Source organism: Microcoleus sp. PH2017_34_RAT_O_A (assembly GCF_020737885.1).
In the GTDB taxonomy this organism is placed as follows: domain Bacteria; phylum Cyanobacteriota; class Cyanobacteriia; order Cyanobacteriales; family Microcoleaceae; genus Microcoleus.
Genome location: NZ_JAEQDD010000116.1, coordinates 1 through 15,073, shown reverse-complemented (window position 1 = coordinate 15,073; position 15,073 = coordinate 1). Strand labels below are relative to the sequence as shown.

General features: G+C 45.8%; 14 protein-coding genes and 1 pseudogene. 9 read left to right on the top strand and 6 right to left on the bottom strand.

Annotated elements, in window-relative coordinates; genetic code table 11:
- Window positions 1–480: 480 nt before the first annotated feature.
- Window positions 481–2,418 carry a serine/threonine-protein kinase gene (locus JGK11_RS28630; protein ID WP_293192601.1) on the bottom strand — a complete coding sequence of 646 codons (1,938 nt, stop codon included), beginning with the start codon at window positions 2,416–2,418 and terminating at the stop codon, window positions 481–483.
- A gap of 94 nt (window positions 2,419–2,512) precedes the next feature.
- On the opposite strand from JGK11_RS28630, the gene JGK11_RS28625 reads away from it, so the two are divergent.
- From JGK11_RS28625 to JGK11_RS28615, 3 genes are all read left to right on the top strand, one after another.
- Window positions 2,513–2,824 (top strand): hypothetical protein, encoded by a 312-nt coding sequence (locus tag JGK11_RS28625; RefSeq protein ID WP_293187094.1) that lies wholly within the window; start codon window positions 2,513–2,515, stop codon window positions 2,822–2,824.
- Window positions 2,825–2,909: 85 nt separating this feature from the next.
- Window positions 2,910–3,392 (top strand): 2Fe-2S iron-sulfur cluster-binding protein, encoded by a 483-nt coding sequence (locus JGK11_RS28620; RefSeq protein WP_293187095.1) that lies wholly within the window; start codon window positions 2,910–2,912, stop codon window positions 3,390–3,392.
- A gap of 38 nt (window positions 3,393–3,430) precedes the next feature.
- Window positions 3,431–3,901, top strand: a complete 471-nt coding sequence (locus JGK11_RS28615) for a phycobilisome protein (protein WP_293187096.1) — start codon at window positions 3,431–3,433, stop codon at window positions 3,899–3,901.
- 99 nt (window positions 3,902–4,000) lie between these two features.
- Here the strand turns inward: JGK11_RS28615 and JGK11_RS28610 are convergent, their stop codons facing one another.
- From JGK11_RS28610 to JGK11_RS28590, 5 genes are all read right to left on the bottom strand, one after another.
- A complete protein-coding gene (locus JGK11_RS28610; RefSeq protein ID WP_293192603.1) occupies window positions 4,001–5,167 on the bottom strand; it encodes a pentapeptide repeat-containing protein in 1,167 nt (388 codons plus the stop codon).
- A 684-nt stretch (window positions 5,168–5,851) separates the two neighbouring features.
- Window positions 5,852–6,514 (bottom strand): V4R domain-containing protein, encoded by a 663-nt coding sequence (locus tag JGK11_RS28605; protein ID WP_293185472.1) that lies wholly within the window; start codon window positions 6,512–6,514, stop codon window positions 5,852–5,854.
- Between the two features lie 190 nt (window positions 6,515–6,704).
- A complete protein-coding gene (locus JGK11_RS28600) occupies window positions 6,705–7,178 on the bottom strand; it encodes a phycobilisome protein (RefSeq protein WP_293185471.1) in 474 nt (157 codons plus the stop codon).
- A gap of 172 nt (window positions 7,179–7,350) precedes the next feature.
- Window positions 7,351–7,617: a hypothetical protein gene (locus tag JGK11_RS28595; RefSeq protein WP_293185469.1), complete on the bottom strand. Its 267-nt coding sequence runs from the start codon at window positions 7,615–7,617 to the stop codon at window positions 7,351–7,353.
- Window positions 7,618–7,718: 101 nt separating this feature from the next.
- Complete coding sequence (locus tag JGK11_RS28590) at window positions 7,719–8,420, bottom strand: V4R domain-containing protein (protein WP_293185466.1); 702 nt, start codon at window positions 8,418–8,420, stop codon at window positions 7,719–7,721.
- Window positions 8,421–8,650: 230 nt separating this feature from the next.
- Between JGK11_RS28590 and JGK11_RS28585 the strand changes: the two genes are divergently transcribed.
- From JGK11_RS28585 to JGK11_RS28560, 6 genes and pseudogenes are all read left to right on the top strand, one after another.
- Entirely contained in the window at window positions 8,651–8,821 is a 171-nt protein-coding gene (locus JGK11_RS28585; RefSeq protein WP_293185464.1) for a hypothetical protein, read from the top strand.
- Between the two features lie 111 nt (window positions 8,822–8,932).
- Window positions 8,933–9,055, top strand: a pseudogene (locus JGK11_RS28580) (hypothetical protein); the annotation flags it as partial.
- A 105-nt stretch (window positions 9,056–9,160) separates the two neighbouring features.
- The gene (locus JGK11_RS28575; RefSeq protein WP_293192605.1) at window positions 9,161–10,996 is read left to right on the top strand and encodes a caspase family protein; all 1,836 of its coding nucleotides are present in this window, start codon (window positions 9,161–9,163) and stop codon (window positions 10,994–10,996) included.
- 1,379 nt (window positions 10,997–12,375) lie between these two features.
- Window positions 12,376–12,615 (top strand): hypothetical protein, encoded by a 240-nt coding sequence (locus JGK11_RS28570; RefSeq protein WP_293148907.1) that lies wholly within the window; start codon window positions 12,376–12,378, stop codon window positions 12,613–12,615.
- Window positions 12,616–13,418: 803 nt separating this feature from the next.
- Complete coding sequence (locus tag JGK11_RS28565) at window positions 13,419–14,624, top strand: transposase (protein ID WP_293185460.1); 1,206 nt, start codon at window positions 13,419–13,421, stop codon at window positions 14,622–14,624.
- A gap of 58 nt (window positions 14,625–14,682) precedes the next feature.
- Window positions 14,683–14,934, top strand: coding sequence for a TIGR02450 family Trp-rich protein (locus JGK11_RS28560; RefSeq protein ID WP_293185459.1), 252 nt, complete (start codon window positions 14,683–14,685; stop codon window positions 14,932–14,934).
- Window positions 14,935–15,073: the final 139 nt, after the last annotated feature.

Sequence of the window (15,073 nt, the reverse complement as noted above, 5' to 3'; positions counted from 1 at the left end):
CTGGCGCTTTATTAATATACTTATTTCGCAAGGGCTTGTCAAGCGTTTTGCGAAAATAATTTTGACTTTTTTTTGAAGCCATGCACCGTATGGGTTTCGGGTGTTCCTTCCGGCTCCCATATCCGATCGCCCCATCTGCTTTAACGCCAGAACCTGCTTTTTTACCCCCATCTCGTTTTTGACAGCCGTCTGTAGAATACTTCAGAGGTGGATATAATTGGATTTAGTCAGAGCTACTAAGACTTTGGTTACGGTGTCAGCCCGATCGCACCCTGTTCACCACAGCACTAGGTGATTGGTCAATCTGATTCATATATATATGAGTAGTGCCTGCATTCGTTGTACTTGACTCAGGGAGATTGGGGTATGCGATCGGATCGATCGCCCACCTGCAAGTCCTAGCCCCACACAAATCCATCGCCCGCAACTACAATCTCCTTAATTACAGCCACCCCCAAACATTTTCAGTTAGACCATTTATCAGCCTTTGAGATTCGATCGCGGGTTAGTCTCCTCAACATCTACATCTAAAAAGTGCAAGTGAGTCTCGGACTCAGTATTGGCAGCAATCACCAAACCTGTGCTGCCCCAAGGGGCGATCGCCCGAGGTGAGGCAGGGCCACTAAAATTGCCTACTTGAATCCCTTGACTGTTTAACACTGCTATCTGCCCCCCAGCATCTGCCAACACCCATCCCCACTTAGTTACACAAGCAGACACAGGCAAACTTTCAAGAGGAATTCGCGCTAGCTTGAGCGGCCACAATTTCATCGACAACACAGCGGCTTTACCACCTTGGGGAATTCCGAGCAAGGTATAAGGCTCAGGTGTCAACAACATCTGTCCGACGCTGGCAGACAACTTTACAGAACCCACTGATGTGCCACGGCGAGTGTAAACTCTAAAAATAGTTTGGGGATTTTTTGGTTCGTTGTCTGGCCAAACGGCTAAAACGTGTCGTCGATCCAAAAACGTTAATTCTGGTAAATAGTGTTCCGGTAACGCCACAGTAGCGATCGGCTTTAGGGCTTTTTCTCGATCGCCCGCAGTGCTATTGTCAGCTAAAGCATAAAAACGCAGTTCGCCGGGAACAGCTACTGTCAACCAGCGACCCTGAGAATCAATAGCAGCTTTAAAAGCATCTGCACCTTGCCTTAAACCCATATCCATTAGGCACTGAGGCTCTGAGGAGCCGTCGCCCTGCCAGTAAAGTTTTTGCTGAGTGAGAACGCAGCAGCCGTGGGAAGCAGGTAAAATGCCACGCACAATTTCCGGCATTAATATAGAAGTCGGCATTTCTTCTGTTGTAACTGCGTGTTGTCCCGGCTGACACCAAACCTTCACCTCTTTACCTACAGAAGCGTAGAGATACTTTTCCGTGGCAATTAAAGCAGTCAGCGGTGCAGGAAGTATTAGCGGTTTTGGCTGCAAAACCGAATAACGAACAGTCCGAAGTAAATTAATAGCCGGCTGTGATGATTTTTCCTCTTCGACTTCCAGCGCAGAGTCAGTGTCCGACTTCAGGCTTTTAGCGTTGTTGGTTGTGGGGTTTTCCCAAGGAACAATGCAGTCGCCCAATTGCCGGACAGCGGGGTCGTACATGATCAGTCGCAGAGCTTGAGCCATTTGGGAAGCACTGGCAAAACGGCGGGCCGGCAGCTTTTCCAAAGATTTTTTGACTATTGCTTGCAACGGTTCGGGGATGGCGTCGGGAAGTTGCAAGCGTTGATTCAGGTGCGCCCACCTCAAGTCTCCGGGGGCTCCGCCGAAAGGGCGGTAGCCCATGAGCAACTCAAACAGCAAAATTCCCACTGCATATATATCTGACATGGGGGAATAAAGACCGTAAAACCGCTCTGGAGCCATGTATGCCGGGGAACCTACGGTAGCGTCGGGAGAAATTTCTTGGTGGAGGCGAGTTGTACCGATTTCTGGAAGTCGGCGGGCGATGCCAAAGTCAGATAGCCTCGGCGACCAACCTTTGGAGCCTAGAGTGAGGAGGATATTTTCGGGTTTGATGTCGCAATGAACTACGCCTCGGCGGTGGGCGTAGTCTAAGCCTGCTAAAAGTTCCATGACTAGCTGTAAACCTTCGAGCAGTCGCAAGGGACGGTCTTGTTTGAGCAGGTTACGGAGAGTTCCTCCCTCGCAGTAGTCCATAACCAAGTATCTGCCTGTGGCTGTGTGTTCGAGAGCTCGGCAGGTGACAATGTTGGGGTGCTGCAAGGTGATCAGAAACCACAGCTCTCTTAAAAATTCGCTAGTTGGGGCTTTTTGATGGCTGAGTTCTTTGAGAGCAACCAGTTGGCTGGTGAGGCGGGAGTCCTTGGCGGGAGTTTCTCGAACGCTGGCACAAAAAACTCGACCAAATTGCCCTTGTCCGACTAGCCCTAAAATACGGTACTTAGAATGTTGCATCGGTCTAATTATAGAAAAAGCTTGAGCTAGTATTAAAATATGTAAAGAATGCTGACAAAAATTCAATTTTTTGAATCGATCGCCAGGTACTGCTATGTTATCTCAGGTTCATTCTCAGCCTCCGAGGAGCGATCGCACGGTCGCACCTACCAAAATCCTTGAGTTTCGCAGTCAGTATCAATCTTGCCGGATTCGGGTGCCGGATCTGGAACTGCCTGTGGCTGCTATTTTAGTTGATTGTGAGTATTACAGTTTTTTCAAAGCCGTCCAAGAACCATCGAAGGTTTTAGCCATCGTGGCTAAGTTGGCGAATAGGGGTGACTCAACAGCGATTACCAAAACAGCTAGCGGTTATGCAATCTGGGTTAGAGAGCCAGAAGTTGATGCTGTCGTCAAGCCATCTTAGCTTTTTTGAGTGTTAGCCAAATTTTTTTGGCTTTGAATATGTCGATCGCACTTGCATACTGAACTTGACAGGATGAAAAATCAATATGGTTAAAATTATTAGACTCGATCCAATTGCCGAGGAAATGGCAGTGGAAACTCGATCGAATATCCTGGCTGCCTTACTTTCCAAAGACTTAGACGTTCTTAAGGAATGCGGGGGGCGAGGAATGTGCGCTACCTGCCACGTTTACATTAAAGAGGGCATGGAAGGTTTGTCTGACATGAACCGCCGCGAGAGGAGGACGCTGGAGGTCATTACTACAGCGGCATCCAATTCGCGACTTGCTTGTCAGGCTCAAATTATGGGCGAGGGTGTCGTTGTACAGATACCTGCCGGGATGTACATTAATGCTATTGAAAATGTGGAAGCTCTGATCGGTCGCCGAGCTCAGCAAGATTTGTTACACCCAATTACGGGTCAAGTAGTTGTAGAATCGGGAAAGTTAATTACTCGTTCGATCGTTACACAGCTTAATGAAACCCGCTTCCAAGTAGGACAATATTTAGTTCGTACTAAAGAAGCTTAAAACTGATATGTTTGTATTTTAGTAGTTGAGAAAAATCTATGTTGAGCCAACTTGCGCGTTTGAGCACGGAAGCAGACGGACGCTACGCCACTGCCGAAGAGCTGCAATTTTTGAAAGACTACTTTCAGTCTTTAAATCACCGGATGAGCGCTTATAAAAAACTTCAAGCCTCTGAAAAAGAAATTATTCGGCAGGTGGAAGCACAAATGCAGTCTATCGACCCTAGTTTATATCGCCGCGGTTCTCAAGATCTGACTGAAAAGTGCCGTGGAGATGGTGTGCGGGTATTGAGGCATTCGGCGACAGCACTGTTGATTAATGATACTGAACGGTTGCGCGATCGGCTGCTGCTTTGGTTGCAAAGTATTTTAGGCGCTGTTCACAGTCGTAATAGTTCGACCGTGACCTACGATGTCATGAAAAAGGTAATAAAACAATATCTGACTGCTGAAGAAGTCAGCTTATTTTTTCCGATTCTCGACATCAACCGCACTATAGTCGGTAAATAATCAAGGAAAGTCATACCATTTTCGAGCGGGAATGACTGATTACAGAAATGCTTGGAGCAAGGGGCAACGGTTGTATTGTTTTAGCGGACTGGTATCGCATTAACCGTGATAGATTTTGCCGTTAGGAAGAATGGCTCCAAGCAAGTTAACTCCCCCCAAATCCGCCTCACTCAGAATGGCTCCGCGGAGGTTTGCTCCTGTCAAGTCAGCTTTCCGCAAATTGGCTTTACTGAGGTTAGCTTTGCTCAAGTCAATTTCACGCAGGCAAGAATTAGAAAGGTTGGCATTGATCAGGTATGCCCCGCTCAAGTTGGCTTTGCTGAGGTTGGCTCCACTCAAGTTAGCTTCCATCAAATAAGCACCGCTGAAATTGGCTTCGTTCAACAATGCCTCTGCCATATTAATTCCGGTTAAAAGTTTGCGGCTCAAGTCTACACCGCCCAAATCTGCCCCGCTGAGGTTGATACCGCTTAAGTGGCAGCCATTCAAAGTAATCTTTCTGAGGTAGGTTTTGCTCATATCTGCTTTGCACAAATTTGCTCTGTCCAAGCAAGCTTCGCTGAGATCTGATTCGCTCAAACACGCGCTGTTTAAATAAGCTTGAGTGAGGTTAGTTCGCCTGAGGTTAGCTTTGCTGAGGTTGGCTTTGCTGAGTTCGGCACGGGTTAAGTTGGCTCCGGCTAGGTTGGCTTTGGACAATTCGGCTCCGGTGAGCTGTGCGTCGCTCAAGTCTGCCTCTTTGAGACTTGCTAGAGTCAAGTCTGCATCTTTCAAGTTTGCGCCGTTGAGATTGGCTTTAATCAGATAGGCTTTACTTAGATTTGCTTCGCTCAGAACGGCTTTGGTGAGGTTTGCTGCGCTCATATCTGCACCTATGAGATTTGCCTTGGGGAGAATTGCTCCTGTTAGGTTTGCCCAATTCAGGTGAGCTCCCGCTAGGTTGGCGTCGGTGAGATTGGCGTCGGTGAGATTGGCTCCGCTGAGACTTGCTGCCATGAGGTTGGCGCCGGTCAGATTGGCTCCGCTGAGGTCGGCTTTGCTGAGGTTGGCTCGGCTCAGATGGGCTTTTGTGAGGTCGGCTTGACTGAGGTTAGCACCGATTAAGTATGGTCTGTGCTGGTGTTCGTTAAGATTGTCCAAACGTAGAGTTGGGGCATCGCTGGAACGGTATAAATCGATCGGACTCAACACAATGCCGCGCAAGTTGGCCTGTCTAAAATCTCTTTCGCCGGCTGCATATCGATTTAGAAGTTCATTGGCGTCCATTAAGTTTGAGAAAAAAGTTTGAGGTTGTGATTGTTTTTAAATTTTATGAGTTTCTAACAATACTGACAGTTTTTTGAACTGTTATGTAACGTTTTTTTGGCGTTAAACTTCAAGAGTAATTTTTTATCTTGTTAGGCTCCACCACTGATATTAAAAAAAATATCGAGTTCCAGCAGTTGCCTCGATAGGACTTTGAGCATTAAAATTAGCCAAAATTATGTCCGGAGTATTGTTCTAAGGTAAATCATGAATTGTCTAGGTGCGAGTTGTAGTCCAATAAGTAACCTGACACAATTAATTACACAAAAAATGCTCGGGAATTACTACTTGGGAAGCTTTGCGAGCATCGCAGTGTAATTAATCTTGTCCAACTACTTAAGCTTGGGTTAAAAAGATAATTTTTATGCCTGCACCTGTTGTTACTTGAGAACCCAAGAAAGTCTTGGTGATTGCTTTCATAACATATCGCTCCCGAAGGGAGCGGGGACAGCAATGAAACGCTTAGCTAACCCAAGCTTATTGAGTTACAGTCAAACTTTTTTGAAATAGCTAGAGCCATTTTTTAAACTCTGTAGATTTTTGATAATTTAACTGTCTGTAATGTTCGATCGTCGGGTGGATAAAATAGCCGCCCAATAACCTAGCTGATAGCTATTAACAATAAACTAATAGCTGTTACACGAGTCAGTTTTTTTGGCAAAGCTGACTGATAATAGCTTCATGAGCTTGTCCTTCTTCGACCATAGAATCTGCCGGTTGGAGGCGATCGCGCAGTCCTAAAATAAAGCGGTTGCAGTCCGAACCCAAGGATTCGCAGGAGGTTTGCAGGCAGTGGAGTTCCCGACCTGTAAGCTGACTAAAGAAGGAACTTAAGATGCCTGCTTCTAAATAACAGGCCGGCCGCTTCGACTTGGGAGCTGTTTTAGCAAAAAGAGAGTTACCAATCTTTACTATTAAAAATCCCTGTTCGGAATAGCTGGGGTCAAATTCAAATTTTCCCCATCCGTGAGTTTTCCAGCACTGTTGCAAGGACTGAATAAATTCTACCATTTCCATTTCGGAAACTGGCTGGCCGTAGTATTCGCTGACTTCTTCGCAAAAGCGCACGTAGAAGTTTTTCCCCCACCAACGACCGCAGTTGAAAAGCACGAGGCGGGCGGCTTGGCCTGTTTCTTGTTCTAAGCCGATATAAATGGCTTGAATCAGTGTTTCTGGGAGGGCTATGAGCCGATCGCCCCGGCGGTTTTCGAGCAGGCCTAGTTCGAGGTCGCCTCGGACGTAGGCATCGCTGGCAAAGTAGTTTCCAGGGAGGCGGGGCTGTTTGAGCAAGTCGGCAATATTAATCATCGGTAATCGGCAATGGGGACGTGGAAGGAAGACGGAAGAGGTTAATTATTATCGATGTAGGAAATTTGGATTTGGCAATTGATTGTTTGTAAAAAAGGAGTTATGAGGGTTAAGTTTAAAATTAAATTTATTACTTATAACTCATAATTTATGGTTCCTGAATTACATTTTTTAAAGTATTACCTGTTGCCTATTCTTTATTGCCTTGGTCAACAATCATTGATTTTGCTTGGTCAAAGAATGGTTGCAATAATGCTCTTGCTTGCTCGGAAAGCAGTTCTTTTAAACGAGTTTGCAACATATTGCAAACAGTTGCTTCGATTTTTTGAGTTTGGTGGGCTTCGACTATACCGGAAACCCAGTCGAGAAGTCGCTGTTCGAGAAAATCTCGATCGTTCAGCAGCATGGCCATGGCGCAGTAACGCAAGACTAAAACCCAGTGTTTGAGCGATCGTTCTAAGTTTTCTTCTTTTTCGTCGGGGAATTTTTCTTGTAGCTTGTTGGCTATTGGTTGGAAGATGCTTGCTTCCTTCTCTCGCAAAAATTCGTAAATTTTCAAGCGCTGGGCGAGGATTGCAGCTTGACGCTTAAAGGCTATGAGTTCTTCGCCTTTTAGAAAGCGGGTTTCTGCCTGATCCAGCAGGGCCTCAATCTCAGGGTGCATGATTTTAATTAATTGGTAATCGGTAATTGATAAAAGGAAGTCAGTTGACAGTTGACAGTTGACAGTTGACAGTTGGCAGTTGGCAGTTGGTAATAGTTTTCGTAATTACCACCAATAACAAATAACAACTAACCAATATTAACTATTGGCCATTTCCAATTCCCCACGCAGATTAAAAGAGGTCGAATAGATCGTCAATGGTGACTTCGGCAGGTTCAGAAATAGAAATTGCTGGCAAGGGTGGCGGTAGGGGTAGGGCGCCTACTTCGGGAATTCCTTCCCAAGAAATAGCTTGAAAAAAGTCTGCTACCGATCGCGTTAAACTCAGCGCTTGACCTGAAGTCGAGCCATTTTGGGTTTCTAAAGGTTGTCCCAGCCAATTATAGTGACCAAAGAAGTCTTGGACAGACTTACCCAACCATGAAGTTTGACTTTTCATCTTTCTTCCTGCCTGGAGATACCCACCATCGGTCGCTATGCGTGCGATCGCGAAATTGGTGGGAGGAAAGGCAGGGCAGAGGATGTGCCTTTCCAGGTTGTTTACCGCAATATTTCACCGTGTTGCAGTCGATTTTGAATATCGCGGGCGTTGGCACCTTCGTTGAGCCAGAATGCTGCTGCATCAATTTTGTCTGGGTTGCCGAGGAGGAATTTACAATAGGTTTCTCCCATTGAGTAACATTGGAGTTCTATGCAACTGAGAGGCTTTTTGACTAGAGCTCCGAAGAAACCGGCGAACAAACCGGCGTATAGGTGACAAACTGGTTTGCCTACGTCGCCCAAAGTTCGAGCAACTGCTGAGTCAAATAGGTTGATGAAGATGCAGCCATGTTTGCGATCGCTCATGTCAACTTCCCAGCGACCCCAACCTTGAGCAGTGAAAGGCCACCACCAAGTTTCTAGCAGGAACATCAGATTCGACTGGCGAATGTTCTGGCTGAATTCGGCGCTAAACCATTTTTGAAAAAATTCGGAATCTTGCAGCCCCCACTGGCAACCAATAGTATACATGATGACAGAGGACGCCGGGCCTACTTCTTCTTCGAGTCCCTCCACTAAACCGATGATGAAGTCTTCGCTGGTAAAAATGTTGCGGGACTTATTCCAGTCGTTAATTGTACCAAACTCGCGATCGAAGGCAAAAAAATCCTGAAACCTATAATGGTTGTGAGTTTTAGGATGCTTTTGCTTCAATAGCGATTCCCTGTGGGTGGATATTTCTTTTGGGGCGGTAGAGACCATTGGCGCTTTACTCCTGTTTGGTGTAGTTTGCTGAAAATTAGTTCACATAGAACAAATAAACTGACCTGTGTATTCAATTTAACGTCATTTTATGAATGCAGGCAGAGGGTATAATTTTTGACTGCAATATAGTAGGAGTATCAGATACTTCAGTTCTGCCTTCGGACAACTACTTATCTGACTAAGGAGGCGAAAGTCGTTTTAACGTTAAACGGCGATGTGTTATCGTTTTGTGCAAGCTTGACCATCGAATCCAACCCTGGTTCGCCGAGGCGTCAGCAGCCACAAACAGAAAGAAGAACGATCGAGGTAAGCGGACTAAGCGAAAGTCGCTCTACCGAGATGCTAAAGCACCGGAAGGTCGGTTGGCTACCAAAACAGCAGCAGCGATGGTAGCATGAGCTGCATACCGTTTCTTTCAAACGTTGAAGCATCAAGCATCTAAACGTGGATGTATTGTAGTAGACGTAATGGAAGAATATAGATCTAAAAGCTGTTGAAAGTGTGGACAGAGCCACACAAAATTACCAGGTAACAAACAATTTGTTGCCCCTGAATGCGGTCACGCAATTGGTCGTGACATAAATGGCGCCTTTAACATTTTGTTAAAGCCTTTGAGAGATACCTCCGCGTAGTCGTGAGATTGCATCTTACCACATCGCGCCATACACAGTAGAGGCTGATTGCCAGCCTCTACTGGGTTAAATGTATCTGTCCACTATATATATAGGGCATATGGGATGAAACATCACGCTTGTATTGCAATAGGCATCAATCAATATCAGTTACTCCAGCCTTTGAGTTATGCACAAGAGGATGCAGAGGCACTTTACGGTTTTTTGACTGAGGAGGCTGGTTTTGCGCCGGATGGATGTCTGTTGATGACGGATAGCTCGCCGTCGCTGTGGGGTCAATCTACGTATCCGAATCGGGAAAATATTCTGAAATTGACCGAAAGCCTCTGCGCGGAACATTTACAACACGGAGATTTACTTTGGTGTTTTTTCAGCGGCTACGGTGTCAGCTATGAAGGTAAGGATTATTTGATGCCTGTTGATGGCAATCCGGCTGACATTCAGGGTACGGGGATTCCGGTAGAGTTGCTGTTGAATACTCTGAAAAATGCTCCTACGGAAACGGTGTTGGTGCTGGTGGATATGAACCGCAGCCAGACAGTGAAGGCGGGGGAAACGATCGGCACTCAAACGGCAGAGCTGGCCCGGGAACTGGAAATCCCGACGGTGCTTTCTTGCCGCCCGAATCAAGTTTCGCGCGAAACTTCTGCTCTGCGTCAAGGATTTTTTACGACGGCGCTTTTAGAGGGGCTGCGATCGGGACAGTGCATGACGCTTAAGGGTTTAGACCGTTTCTTGAGCGATCGGCTACCGGAGCTGTGCGACCACCATTTGCGTCCCAAACAAGAACCTTTGATGGTGGTGAATCCTCCTGGAAAGGCTCATTTGGTGATTTTGCCTGATGCTGCTGGGGTGCCGACTTCTGCATTGGCCGGACGCAACGGCAATATGACGGTTGCGATGGCTGATGGGATCGATCGCCCGCAAATGGCTGTGGCTACTGCTCAAATGGAGGTGCCCGAGGCAACTCGCAACGCGGTTGATGCCTCGGTTGAGAGGACTCCTGTGTCGCAGCCGAATGCTGTCAGACCAGGAAGCGGTGGGGGGGGCGATCGACCGAACTCGCAACAGCCCGAGGATACGGATAACGGGGGATCGGATAAGTCATTTTTACAGCAGTTAGTTTTGTGGAGTGGAGCTACCGCTTTGGTGCTGCTGTTGGGTGTTTTTCTGACGAACAAATCGATTTTTATCGGTCAGCAGGAAGGAGATTCTCGATCGCCTGCTGAGAATGCCCAAAACCCCGGGACTCAAAAATCTGCTGGTGGTGGAGTGGCGCAGAACCAACCGCGCGCGGTACAAGCAGCGACTGATAGCAAGCAGCCTCCCTCAAGCCAGCAGGTGTGGGCTGAGGCAAAAACTTTCCTCAAGGATGGTTCGGCTTCTAGTTTTAATCGAGCGGTGGTTAAGGCTCGAACGATTCCGCCTAACGATCCGCTCTACCCGCAGGCTCAGCAGGATATTGAGCGCTGGAGTTTGGTGATTTTGGATATTGCTAACGGGCGGGCTGCTAGGGGCAATTTCTCCGGGGCGATCGGCGCGGCTAAATTAATGCCTGATGTGAATCAAGCGGTTTACAATCAGTCGAAACAGGCGATCGTTCAGTGGGAGGAGCTATCCAAAGAGCAGGATGTCAATGCTGCTTTGCTATCGGCGGCTGCGAGTCAAATTAAGCGGGGGGCTGCCTCTTCCTACAGTAAAGGCATCCAGCAAGCGAATAAAATTCAGCCCGGTCAGCCAAAGCATGAAGAAGCTCAGCAGTTGATTGGAGAGTGGAGCGGAGCTATTCTCAAAATTGCTCAGTTGCGTGCCTCTCAAGGAAAGTTGAAAGAGGCAGTTGAAGCTGCTTCCCTGGTGCCGTCGGGTACCAAGAGTTATGAGCCGGCTCAAAAGGCGATCGCCAATTGGAAAACTAAGCTGCAACGCCAGAAAAAAGGTTGATTTAGTTAATGATTTTCCGGTTTACCACCGGGAAATTATCTTAGCTAGGGGGTCAAGATAGGTATAGCAATCCATACCTCTTGATAGTGCAAGAAGATAACGACACATCGAGCGTATTAAACAATAATATCATGGACTATTTCCCCTTCGCAGAGCCAGCGAGAGGGGATTTTATATGCTATCAGGTCGATGCCTTTTGCGAAACTAAAACATATTGTAGATGCGTGTTAATCAATATTTATCGTGTACGTCCAATATTTCCAAAACCTCCATAGACCAGCCTCTCCAGACTCAAAAGCCAGGTTTGTTTTTACCGCAATGATGGCTGTAACGATGGTTTTATGAAAAAATGATTGATGCCAAAATCCTCAATAAGTCAGCTTAAATCTAAAATTATTTTTTTATTTTGGCATTAATTGCTTCTGTTTTGCTGTAATTCGATACTTACTCTTAAGTTTAGGAACTAGCAAATTCCGCCATATATAACTGCTATTGACTACCAAATGCGAAGGTGAAATCGGGATTTTAAAGATTGAGGGTGTGGGTATTGCCGTATTGATTTGTTTGACCCATCTTTTTGGCTGTTAGGAGCGAGTGACGGATGGGAAAAAATTGAAAATTGTGCTGTTTTTAAATTATTAGAATTAATCACTCTGTTATAAATTATACAAAATTAGCCGCAACTCGCAATTGTCGTCGGTGTGCGATCGTCCCCAATGAATTTAGAAAACAAATTCATCGCCACAGAGAGCAAAATGTATCGACTCAGAAGTTCCGAGTCTTAGTTGGTGCGGACATCATAAAGCTGCCTTAATTAACACAAATCATGGCTTTGGAAGAATAGCCAAAAAATATATCATCTATAAACAAGAATTAACACTTGCTCGCTTATGGTAGCCCCCGTAACAATACGTATGCCTAAAGTTATAGTCCACAGCAAGGCATATGCGGGGATCTAAATCAATAGGGTGAGGTGGTAGTGTCTGGGTGTTAAGAGGGGCGATGTAAGAGGAATTTTTGGCGATCGATCCCTTCCCTATGGGGGAGGCTAAAACGTAAGAAGGCAAGGATCTGGAGACTGTGCTGAATTTTTTGAGTCCCGGAGAGTAGCGTTAGCACTAAACTCTGCATTATTGTAGGAGGCTAGGTAAATTTGTAACAGTTCTTAACTATGGAAAATTCTGTCAAAACTGCTAGCATGGTGACACTTTTGCTAGCAAAAACAGATAAAGTAAATAAAGTTGGCTAGCTCTAGAGGCCCCGATCCCCATCCCGGGGATCTTGAATCAATTGGATTCGTACCAAGTGGTTTTAGAGTTACAATTGGAACCAAAGCATCGCTATTTAACTGAGTTCTTTAGTTACTTTTACTTTCTGCTATGAACGTGGATTTTATCAAAGCCCAAGTCAGGTTGCTACAGGGTGCAAGTTCATCGGAGCGAGAAACCCTTATTAAAAACATCGGCGTCTGTGCTGGCGTGATCAGACCCGGAGAGTACGTGACTCCACAGCGGAAGCACGCCATCACTCTCTGGCTGCAAACAAATGCAGTGCGACTCCGGCTTCCCCAGCTTCCTCTGGATTTATCGGGCCACAAGCCTTCACACGGAAGTAATTAAGGGGCAGCAACAGAATCAGATAAATTAGTCAATCTTGTCTAAAAGTGCTTTTTTGTTGAACCCTACAGGGTCAATGAGACACAATTCGGATTGAAAAAATGTTTGTAGGGAGAGTTGAACCCGAAAAAATGCCTGCGGATCGGAAGCGGCCCACCGCTTTGGCAGACAAAGGAAGTGAACGTCAAACCTGCTCTAAAAGTAGATTTGAGTAAGTTTCGCAGAACGGGGTTATTGTCCACAACTAAAACCTGGGTTATTTGCTTTTAGATTTGAGATTCAAGATTGAGTTCGTGCTGGATAAATTTGCTATTTGTCGATCGGCTGAAAAATCAACCCTATCGAATAGGTATAACTAATTACACGGGCAGTCGCGAGACTGCCTTTATTTTTGAGTCCCGCGACGAAACTCCTGCAAGTTACAATAAACCCATCTACTTGCAGACAGAGTAAAGAGTTGGGAGTTCTCCTCTATTAAATACTGAGCAACTGTCGCAGGTATGAATTTCACGCGGTACAGCATTTGTAGAAGGGCCGGCAACAATCTGAAATTTTTGTCCGGGTTAGGCGTGGGAGTCGGGCTGGACGGTAACGGTTGGAGATGTGGAACTTTCTGAGGGAGGATATCCGGTGAATGACTTGAACTAAGGAACAATTTTTATTTATGATATTAATATCATCCCACAGAAAAAGTTATCAGAAAATTGGGTTTCAAATCCCGTCCTTATAGGACGGCTTTGATATTTTACGGGAAGTTTTTTCTGCTTGTAGTATACTAGAATAAGCGTAAAATCGCGGGAGAATCAATGCTAGTCCTTGAATACAAAGTCAAAGCAAAACCATCTCAATATCGAGCGATCGACGAAGCGATTCAGACGGTGCAATTCATCCGCAACAAATCAATTCGTTACTGGATGGACGCATCAAGGGAAGACAAGATAGATCGATTTGCTTTGAACAAGTATTCTACAAAACTGCGCCAAGAATTCGCCTTTGTTAAAGAGCTTAATGCGATGGCAGTACAAGCTGCTGCCGAGCGGGGATGGCTGTCTATATCTCGATTTTACGACAACTGTAAAAAGAAAAAACCGGGTAAAAAGGGCTACCCAAAATTTCAGCGATCCAATCGCTCGGTTGAGTACAAGACAAGTGGATGGTCGCTAATTCCAACCAAACGGCGTATCACCTTTACCGACAAGAAGGGTATCGGAGAGCTAAAGTTGCTGGGTAAATGGGACATCCATACTTATCCAGTAGTAGCTATTAAACGAGTGAGATTGGTGCGCCGTGCCGACGGCTATTACTGTCAGTTTTGCGTCGATGTTGAGTGTCGAGATATTCAGCCTCTTTCAGGGAAAGAGATCGGTTTAGATGTTGGTTTGGAATCTTTCTACACAGATTCCAACGGATATCACGAACCCAATCCTAAATTCTTGAGAAAATCTGAACCTGACATCAAGCACGCTCAACGTCGCATTTATAAAAAACAGAAAGGATCGAACAACCGCCGTCAAGCAAGGGCTAGATATTCCAAGAAACATTTAAGGGTAAGTAGGCAACGGAATGAACACGCTAAGAGATTGGCGCGTAACGTATGCAAATCTAACGATTTAGTAGCCTACGAAGACTTAAAAATTAGCAATATGCTCAAAAACCACTGCTTAGCTAAATCTATTGCAGACGCTAGCTGGTATCTATTCAGAATGTGGATTCACTATTTTGCTACCAAGTTTGGAAAACTAGCTGTTGCTATTCCCCCTCACTACACGAGTGCTGAGTGCAGCCAATGCAAACGAGTTGTCAGAAAGTCTCTGAGTGCTAGAACTCATGTTTGTGTTTGCGGCTGTAACCTGCACAGAGATACAAACGCGGCTATCAACATTTTGCTTAAAGCAAAATCTAGGGGAGGACATCCCCAAAGTAACGCTGGGGGAGTTGTAACCTCTACTCTACTTGGGGCAACCCTGGTTGAGCAAGTTGCGACTGTGAACCTAGAATCCCCGCACTTATAGGGCGGGGAGTGTCAATGCAATTAACTTGCTTTCTCATATATTTGTCAACAAAAACACTGTGCCGAAAAAACAAAAATTTCCTTATTTAGTTGGTTCCCGATGGACTTCTCACCAAAAAACTTGGGGGTGGCGGCACTTTCAAGTAGTCAACAGAAAAAACGAAGGTCAATGGGTTTTTGCGGAAATGGTGGCGGCTTGCGATCCAAATGTCCGTTTCTGGCTGAACGCCAAACAGCTCAAAGATCGATCGCTCTGGCAAGCTGGATGGCAGTCTACACAAGAATTAGAGGAATTAGAAGCCGTAGAGTAAAAGATAGCGCTTTGGGGTAGAGTGAGGTAGAGATTGGTCGTGGGTTTGAAACTGTAACTTAATTTATGGACAAAGCTACCCATCCTTGACTATTTGGGTAGCTTTGTCCGCAACTCGGGCGATCGCACGAGACTATTTG

Excerpts from the sequence above, each read along its gene's own strand:
- JGK11_RS28630 (WP_293192601.1), bottom strand. The coding sequence starts at position 2,418 with ATGCAACATTCTAAGTACCGTATTTTAGGGCTAGTCGGACAAGGGCAA.
- JGK11_RS28625 (WP_293187094.1), top strand. The coding sequence starts at position 2,513 with ATGTTATCTCAGGTTCATTCTCAGCCTCCGAGGAGCGATCGCACGGTC.
- JGK11_RS28620 (WP_293187095.1), top strand. The coding sequence starts at position 2,910 with ATGGTTAAAATTATTAGACTCGATCCAATTGCCGAGGAAATGGCAGTG.
- JGK11_RS28615 (WP_293187096.1), top strand. The coding sequence starts at position 3,431 with ATGTTGAGCCAACTTGCGCGTTTGAGCACGGAAGCAGACGGACGCTAC.
- JGK11_RS28610 (WP_293192603.1), bottom strand. The coding sequence starts at position 5,167 with ATGGACGCCAATGAACTTCTAAATCGATATGCAGCCGGCGAAAGAGAT.
- JGK11_RS28605 (WP_293185472.1), bottom strand. The coding sequence starts at position 6,514 with ATGATTAATATTGCCGACTTGCTCAAACAGCCCCGCCTCCCTGGAAAC.
- JGK11_RS28600 (WP_293185471.1), bottom strand. The coding sequence starts at position 7,178 with ATGCACCCTGAGATTGAGGCCCTGCTGGATCAGGCAGAAACCCGCTTT.
- JGK11_RS28595 (WP_293185469.1), bottom strand. The coding sequence starts at position 7,617 with ATGAAAAGTCAAACTTCATGGTTGGGTAAGTCTGTCCAAGACTTCTTT.
- JGK11_RS28590 (WP_293185466.1), bottom strand. The coding sequence starts at position 8,420 with ATGGTCTCTACCGCCCCAAAAGAAATATCCACCCACAGGGAATCGCTA.
- JGK11_RS28575 (WP_293192605.1), top strand. The coding sequence starts at position 9,161 with ATGAAACATCACGCTTGTATTGCAATAGGCATCAATCAATATCAGTTA.
- JGK11_RS28570 (WP_293148907.1), top strand. The coding sequence starts at position 12,376 with ATGAACGTGGATTTTATCAAAGCCCAAGTCAGGTTGCTACAGGGTGCA.
- JGK11_RS28565 (WP_293185460.1), top strand. The coding sequence starts at position 13,419 with ATGCTAGTCCTTGAATACAAAGTCAAAGCAAAACCATCTCAATATCGA.